Source organism: Alkalilacustris brevis, assembly GCF_003350345.1.
GTDB classification, from domain to species: Bacteria; Pseudomonadota; Alphaproteobacteria; order Rhodobacterales; family Rhodobacteraceae; genus Alkalilacustris; species Alkalilacustris brevis.
Map to the genome: position 1 here is coordinate 1 of NZ_QNVJ01000017.1, position 5,650 is coordinate 5,650.

At 63.4% G+C, this 5,650-nt stretch carries 10 protein-coding genes and 1 pseudogene; 2 read left to right on the top strand and 9 right to left on the bottom strand.

Annotated elements, in window-relative coordinates:
* Positions 1–29: 29 nt before the first annotated feature.
* Positions 30–416: a DUF3775 domain-containing protein gene (locus DQ229_RS02375; protein ID WP_114964680.1), complete on the bottom strand. Its 387-nt coding sequence runs from the start codon at positions 414–416 to the stop codon at positions 30–32.
* Positions 417–821: 405 nt separating this feature from the next.
* On the opposite strand from DQ229_RS02375, the gene DQ229_RS02380 reads away from it, so the two are divergent.
* A complete protein-coding gene (locus tag DQ229_RS02380) occupies positions 822–1,190 on the top strand; it encodes a hypothetical protein (protein ID WP_155326421.1) in 369 nt (122 codons plus the stop codon).
* A gap of 147 nt (positions 1,191–1,337) precedes the next feature.
* On the top strand, positions 1,338–1,538 hold the full coding sequence (locus DQ229_RS02385; protein WP_114964682.1) for a hypothetical protein: 201 nt from the start codon (positions 1,338–1,340) through the stop codon (positions 1,536–1,538).
* Between the two features lie 48 nt (positions 1,539–1,586).
* On the opposite strand, the gene DQ229_RS02390 is transcribed toward DQ229_RS02385, so the two are convergent.
* From DQ229_RS02390 to DQ229_RS16445, 8 genes and pseudogenes are all read right to left on the bottom strand, one after another.
* Complete coding sequence (locus DQ229_RS02390) at positions 1,587–2,468, bottom strand: acetoin reductase (protein WP_238380931.1); 882 nt, start codon at positions 2,466–2,468, stop codon at positions 1,587–1,589.
* Between the two features lie 318 nt (positions 2,469–2,786).
* Positions 2,787–2,954 (bottom strand): annotated as a pseudogene (locus DQ229_RS16705) (IS6 family transposase); the annotation flags it as partial.
* 190 nt (positions 2,955–3,144) lie between these two features.
* Positions 3,145–3,402 carry a hypothetical protein gene (locus DQ229_RS02405; protein ID WP_114964685.1) on the bottom strand — a complete coding sequence of 86 codons (258 nt, stop codon included), beginning with the start codon at positions 3,400–3,402 and terminating at the stop codon, positions 3,145–3,147.
* Entirely contained in the window at positions 3,399–3,974 is a 576-nt protein-coding gene (locus tag DQ229_RS02410) for a YcbK family protein (RefSeq protein WP_114964686.1), read from the bottom strand. The genes DQ229_RS02405 and DQ229_RS02410 overlap by 4 nt, the downstream gene beginning before the upstream one ends.
* A 150-nt stretch (positions 3,975–4,124) precedes the next feature.
* A complete protein-coding gene (locus DQ229_RS16945) occupies positions 4,125–4,253 on the bottom strand; it encodes a hypothetical protein (RefSeq protein WP_338014139.1) in 129 nt (42 codons plus the stop codon).
* Between the two features lie 28 nt (positions 4,254–4,281).
* Positions 4,282–4,539 carry a hypothetical protein gene (locus DQ229_RS02415; protein ID WP_114964687.1) on the bottom strand — a complete coding sequence of 86 codons (258 nt, stop codon included), beginning with the start codon at positions 4,537–4,539 and terminating at the stop codon, positions 4,282–4,284.
* A complete protein-coding gene (locus DQ229_RS02420; protein WP_114964688.1) occupies positions 4,539–5,219 on the bottom strand; it encodes a YcbK family protein in 681 nt (226 codons plus the stop codon). Before DQ229_RS02420 ends, DQ229_RS02415 begins: the two co-directional genes overlap by 1 nt.
* 157 nt (positions 5,220–5,376) lie before the next feature.
* Positions 5,377–5,650 (bottom strand): hypothetical protein (locus DQ229_RS16445; RefSeq protein WP_238380932.1); only part of this gene is annotated, 274 nt, incomplete at its 5' end.

A 5,650-nucleotide genomic window follows, 5' to 3' on the forward strand; every position in this document is an offset into this window, starting at 1 on the left:
AGCCAGAAACCCTCCGTTCCGCAATATGCCTAAATTGTCCCATGGGCGCTGACTTCAGACACGGTCAGGTACTCACCCACCATTGGCCTGCCTAGAAGATAACGGCTTACCAGCCCCTCGTGCTGTTGTCGCGCGAGGGCCTTGGTCTGCTCCCAGGCTGCGGGTTCCGCATCGCCGCGGCCGATCCAGAACAGCGCGACGAGCGCGCCCTGCTGTTCGTCGTTCATGCTTTCGATTTCTTGGGTGATCTCGTTGCGGCTCAGATCGCCCTCGGTTTCCTGCAGGGTCGCGGTCACCACGTCGTCCGTGGCATTCCCGCCAAGGTCGGAGATATCGGTCCCTTCCTTTGCCATAACGGCGTTGAACCGCAGTACCAGTTCTTCGATCCGGGTAGCGTTAAAGGGCAGCGCGGCCATAGGTATCTCCTGTTCGTTGGGCTCTCAGGGTAGCACTTGGCCGTGGCGTGGCACTGATTTCGATCATGACGCCTTGTGCGCATTCGCTCCGGCAGCGCTCTCGACGAGGGCGGAACCGGCCGATGGGCGGAGGGCCGTCTCAGACCCGGCGCATTGCAGACGGAGAACCTCATCCATGATGATCATGTCCTGCCCGCTGATCTGGATTAGCACATCGGCGGCCCAGCTGACTTAGACTCCATATGATGACGGTGGCTTCTGAATGCTCACTTGGCCCACGCAAACGGTTTCGGGCTGTGGTGGACACTCGGGCTGGCAAGGAACCGGGCACTTTTGCGAATCCATCGGATCGCTCCCCGCACGACGGCAAACCACGCCCCAAGCGATATCCAAAGGATCAGGGACATGAAGAAAGATCAAAAGCCATCCAAGTCATCAATATCCTCCCCAGAGACCGATGATGTGGCAAAGTCGACCGCAAAGACCCAAGCGCAAGACGTATCCCCCTCGGCCAACGACCTCGGCCAAGGGACCGACAGGCCCGGCTTTGATCTGGGCGGGTCTTCTGGTGACACCGATGCCGGTACAGGTCTGGGCCTTGGCACAGATGCCTTCGACACGCCGGGCGCCAGACGGCTCCCGGGACGGCAGCTTGACAACAAGCTGACAATTCCGCGCTGGGGTGGGCCCGAGCCGCGCGATACGACCGATTCTGACGAGAAGACCGCAGGGGTCGAAACCCCGCCTGCGCCCGAGACGAAAAAAACGCGCTGACAGGGCGACGACCCGTTATCCAGCGGTAGCGAACGATCCTTCCCCGTGCGGCACAGGCTTTGGCAGGTCGCCGAACAAGGCGCTGCAGCAGGCTGGATCGTCGCTGTCGTCGACCATTTCGTAACATGAGAAGAAAGAGGTAATCCAATGACACGCGACAAAACCCAAAAACCCGACAACTCCGATCACGCCCTAGGCGCTAAAGGCACCATATCTCAGGCAGGACGTTCAGGTGGACGTTTGCCGCGCGACATCGGCACGCAGGATGAGTTGAAACGAGCAAACGAACGTCCTGCCGGAAAAACCCGCGTCAAGAAGGCCGATGAAAAGGACACGAAGTCGGAGTGATTACAAAGGCGTAAAACTTGTGTCAATCGGGCCTCCCTGTCCGCGGGATCAGCGATAGACGATCCCGCCGTCGGTGATGATCGCCTGTCCTGTTATGTAGTCGGAATCCGGGCCAGCGAGGTATGAGACCAGTGCGGCCACGTCATCCGGGGTCTGTGCGCGCCCCAAGGCAATGCCGCCCACGTATTTGTCGTAAGTCTCACCGATGGGCGCACCAGTCATCTCGGAAAACCGCTTGTCGATCTCGACCCACATGTCTGTCCCGACGATACCGGGACAATAGGCATTCACGGTGATGCCGTCGCTGGCATATTCCTTGGCCGCGGCCTGTGTCAGCGCGCGCACCGCGAATTTTGTCGCCGAATAGACACCCAGCATCTCAAAGCCATCATGACCGGCAATCGAAGACGCATTGATGATCTTGCCGTTGTGACCCAAGGCTTTGAATTTTGCAGCCGCCGCCTGAATTCCCCAGAGAACACCCTGGATGTTGATTTTCAGGATCAGGTCCACATCCTCGGGTGTGACATCCGCGATCGGATCGACCTGAGCGATACCGGCGTTGTTGACCATGATGTCGAACCCGCCAAGCGTCTTTTCGGCATGATCGACCGCAGCATGGACCTCGGCACGGTTGCTGACGTCGGCCTTAAATGTTGTGGCCTTGCGGCCAAGATCTTCGATCTCGGCGGCGACATCGACCATCTTGTCTGTATTGATGTCGACAATGGCGATATCGGCGCCGTCTTTTGCCAGACGCAAGGCTATGCCACGCCCGATCCCTTGCGCCGCACCGGTCACAAGCGCCACTTTCCCTTTGAGTGTCATTGAGTGATTCCCTTTGCTGTTGCGGACTGAGCCACACGACCGTGAGCGCCGATCGCCATCTGACAGCAAAGTAAGCTCCCCACGGCTAACTCGGATCAGCACGCGGTCGCGAAAATGATCTTGGGCGAAGACCCGGCGAGAAAGTTACGGGCAAAGCTGTGAAACACACCGGCGCCTAAGCGGGATCTTGTCTTCACTCGCGAAAAGCTTGCTTGAAGGCAGACTTCTCCGGAAAGCTGTTCAGCGCCCGAGACACCGCAGACATACGCGTTGCCCATCCCGCTGCGCCAAAAATACCGTCGTCCGGATCACGCCGCCGCTGATCCAGATCAGCACTCCTGCGCCGGTTTGCAGGTGGCGTCCCGAGGGTGGTGTCAGACCAATTCGAACTCGTCTCAGCAAGGACAGTGACGCTGTCCCTTATCCCACGCAGAGACCGCGCCACTCGGCGAGAGCGGCGGCGCGGTTCTGCTTAAAGAGGGGTCGGCTGGAGAGGCTACGCTCGCTGTTGAAATGGTTGGTGACGGAGGCGTGGACGGATGCGAACTTCTGTAAACTTCGCATGCGCCGGAACCGGAGCATCACCCGCTACCGTCGCCAGCACAGCACACATCACAAATCTCCACATGCCCGCGCCTGCTCCCGCATCACCGCATAGTCACCCATCATCTCAACGATGGCCGATCCGTCCGGTAGCATCGCCAATTCTACGGCCGCCCGCGCCTGAAACTCCCTGCTATACTCCACCACCGGCGGACATACTGCCACGCCAACTGTTTCAAAACCCGCCGTTGCGCAGCCGGTCAACCAGCTCGTCGCGATTACGAGGACGGCGAGCCGCCGCCTCCAGCATCCGGCGTTGAACGTCATTGGTCTTCTCCCTGGTTCTAAGACGTTCCGCCAGGCGGCCGACGCGCTCGCCGGAGCGGCGGATCGACAGCAGGAACAGAACGATGGCGAGCGCGATTGCACCGTAGCGCAGCGCGGCCCTCACCCATGGGGTGGCGGCGATCCCGCCGAGAATGCTGGCGATCATCTCTGCACTCGGCGCCAGTCATCAAGGCGGGCATAGATAGTGACGGCGATGCCAACGAACGCCACGGCGATGAACACCCAGCGGAGCGTATCGAGATAGGGCACCAGCGGCAGGACCGCGCCCTGCGCTTCCGCCAGCACCTCTCTCACGCCCTCGACCCCGGCGGCGCCAACGGTGGCAACCCCGGCCGCCCCAGTGCCTTTGAGCGTCCGGCTCTGCGCCAGCACCTCGCGCGCCGGCGGGGCCTCGGCGGCAAAAGCAGTGGCCCGAGGCGGAAACCGCTCCCCCCAGACCCGCGCGCGCCCGAGATCGATATGCATGAAGCCTGAGCGCGGATAGAAGCCGAACCCCAGAAACCCGACCTCCCGCGCCGCCGCCTCGAACGCCACCGGATCATGATTCGACATGGCGATGTCGAACGCCGTGCCCTCCATGTGCTTGAAGCGCGGTACGCCGCCCACGACCCGGTTATGCGCGCGCGAGCGATACGCCGAGCGAATGATCAGCGGCTTGCCCAAGCGGTCGCGCAGCGCCTGCAGCCTGTCGGGCGCGGAGTGCACAATTGTGCCCATTTGCGCGCGCGACAGATGCGCTCCGACCTGGCATTCTGTACCTACTGCAGACCCCTGCCGCTCTTTGAAACAGTAAACCCGTGAAACGGGCCGGGCGTAGTGTTCTGGTCGAGGTATCTGGTGCCTCCTCGATCTGGCCCGGCCCGTCACTCACCTGCAAGCCCGCGCCTGGTCGCGCAGCACGGCATAATCCGCGAGCCAGCCAACGATCAGCGCCCCCTCCGGCAACGCGGCCACGTCCTCCGCCATCCTGGCCTGCTCGGCCCTGCTGTACTCCACCACAGGCGGGCAGACGCCGCTCCCACCCTCAAAACCCACCCCTGCGCAACCGGTCAAGAAGATCGTCGCGGCTACGAGGACGGCGACTGGCGGCTTCCAGCATCCTGCGCTGTATGTCATTCATCCTCTCCAGAGTTTCCAGCCGCTCGGCGGAGCGCCCCGCGCGCTCCCCCGTGCGACGAAGGTTGATCAGAAACAGCGTGATGGTGAGTGCAACGAGGGCCACCCCCACCACCCGCCGCGCCCAAGGCCGGGCCAGCACCCCCGCCAGAAGGCTCGCCCACATCACCGCAGCCCTCGCTTCCAGTCGTCGAGCCGCGCCCAGATCGCCACGGCGATGCCCGCAAGCGCCAGCGCGATGAACAGCCAGCGGAGCGTGTCGAGGTAAGGCACCAGCGGCAGGACTGCCCCCTGCGCCTCGGCCAGCAAGTCTTGCGCGACCTCGACCCCGGCAGCCCCCACCGTCGCCACACCCGCCGCGCCGGTGCCTTTCAGCGTCCTGCTTTCGGCCAGCACTTCCCGCGCCGGCGGGGCCTCAGCTGCGAACGGAACCGCCCGCACCGGAAACGGCTCCCCCCAGACCCGCGCGGGCCCCAGATCGATATGCATGAAGCCCGAGCGCGGATAGAAACCGAACCCCAGAAACCCCACCTCCCGCGCCGCCGCCTCGAAGGCAGCGGGATCGTGATTGCTCATGGCGATGTCGAACGCCGTGCCCTCCATGTGCTTCGAACGCGGCGCCCCGCCGACAGCGCGATTGTGCTCGGGCGAGCGATAGGCGGAGCGGACGATCAGCGGCTTGTCCAGCCGGTCGCGCAGCGCCTGCAGCCTGTCGAGCGCCTCCGGATGCAGCTTGAGCTGCCCGGTGCCGCGGCAGGCGATCTCGGCGGGCGAGAAGTTCGGCCAGCGCCAGAGGGTATCGGGCACCTCCCGGAAATGCTGATAGGTGCGAATGGGGTCTGCCATGGGGATGGTCCTCTCGTGCATAAGAAAACAACCCGCCGCGGGCGCGACGGGCACGGGTGGGGTGACGGGGTCTGTACGGGTGCCGCGCCCCTGCGCTGCGCGCTGGGCCTGGATGCCTCAGCTCCTGGCGCGCAGCGCGGTCAGGCCTTGCCGGTCTTCAGTCTTCGCCGCGGCGGCTCGAGCTGGTGCTGTCGGTGCGCCCGGCTGCGCCTTGCGCGAGGGTAAAATCGGCCAGCCGCTGGTCGAGGCGCAGGATGGCGGCGCGCAGATCGCGCAGGGCCTCCTTCAGCTCGGCGCGATCCTCGTCGCGCTGGTCCTTGCGCTCAGACAGCAGCGTCATGATGCGCAGCACGTCTTTCTCATGGGCGCCGATCTTCTGGTTATGGACCCAGAGCATGGCGGCCATGGGAATGATCACCCATTTGATGAGC

What these genes read in the sequence shown, in the direction of transcription:
- DQ229_RS02375 (WP_114964680.1), bottom strand. Translation starts at nt 416, where the DNA reads ATGGCCGCGCTGCCCTTTAACGCTACCCGGATCGAAGAACTGGTACTG.
- DQ229_RS02380 (WP_155326421.1), top strand. Translation starts at nt 822, where the DNA reads ATGAAGAAAGATCAAAAGCCATCCAAGTCATCAATATCCTCCCCAGAG.
- DQ229_RS02385 (WP_114964682.1), top strand. Translation starts at nt 1,338, where the DNA reads ATGACACGCGACAAAACCCAAAAACCCGACAACTCCGATCACGCCCTA.
- DQ229_RS02405 (WP_114964685.1), bottom strand. Translation starts at nt 3,402, where the DNA reads ATGATCGCCAGCATTCTCGGCGGGATCGCCGCCACCCCATGGGTGAGG.
- DQ229_RS02410 (WP_114964686.1), bottom strand. Translation starts at nt 3,974, where the DNA reads ATGGGCACAATTGTGCACTCCGCGCCCGACAGGCTGCAGGCGCTGCGC.
- DQ229_RS02415 (WP_114964687.1), bottom strand. Translation starts at nt 4,539, where the DNA reads ATGTGGGCGAGCCTTCTGGCGGGGGTGCTGGCCCGGCCTTGGGCGCGG.
- DQ229_RS02420 (WP_114964688.1), bottom strand. Translation starts at nt 5,219, where the DNA reads ATGGCAGACCCCATTCGCACCTATCAGCATTTCCGGGAGGTGCCCGAT.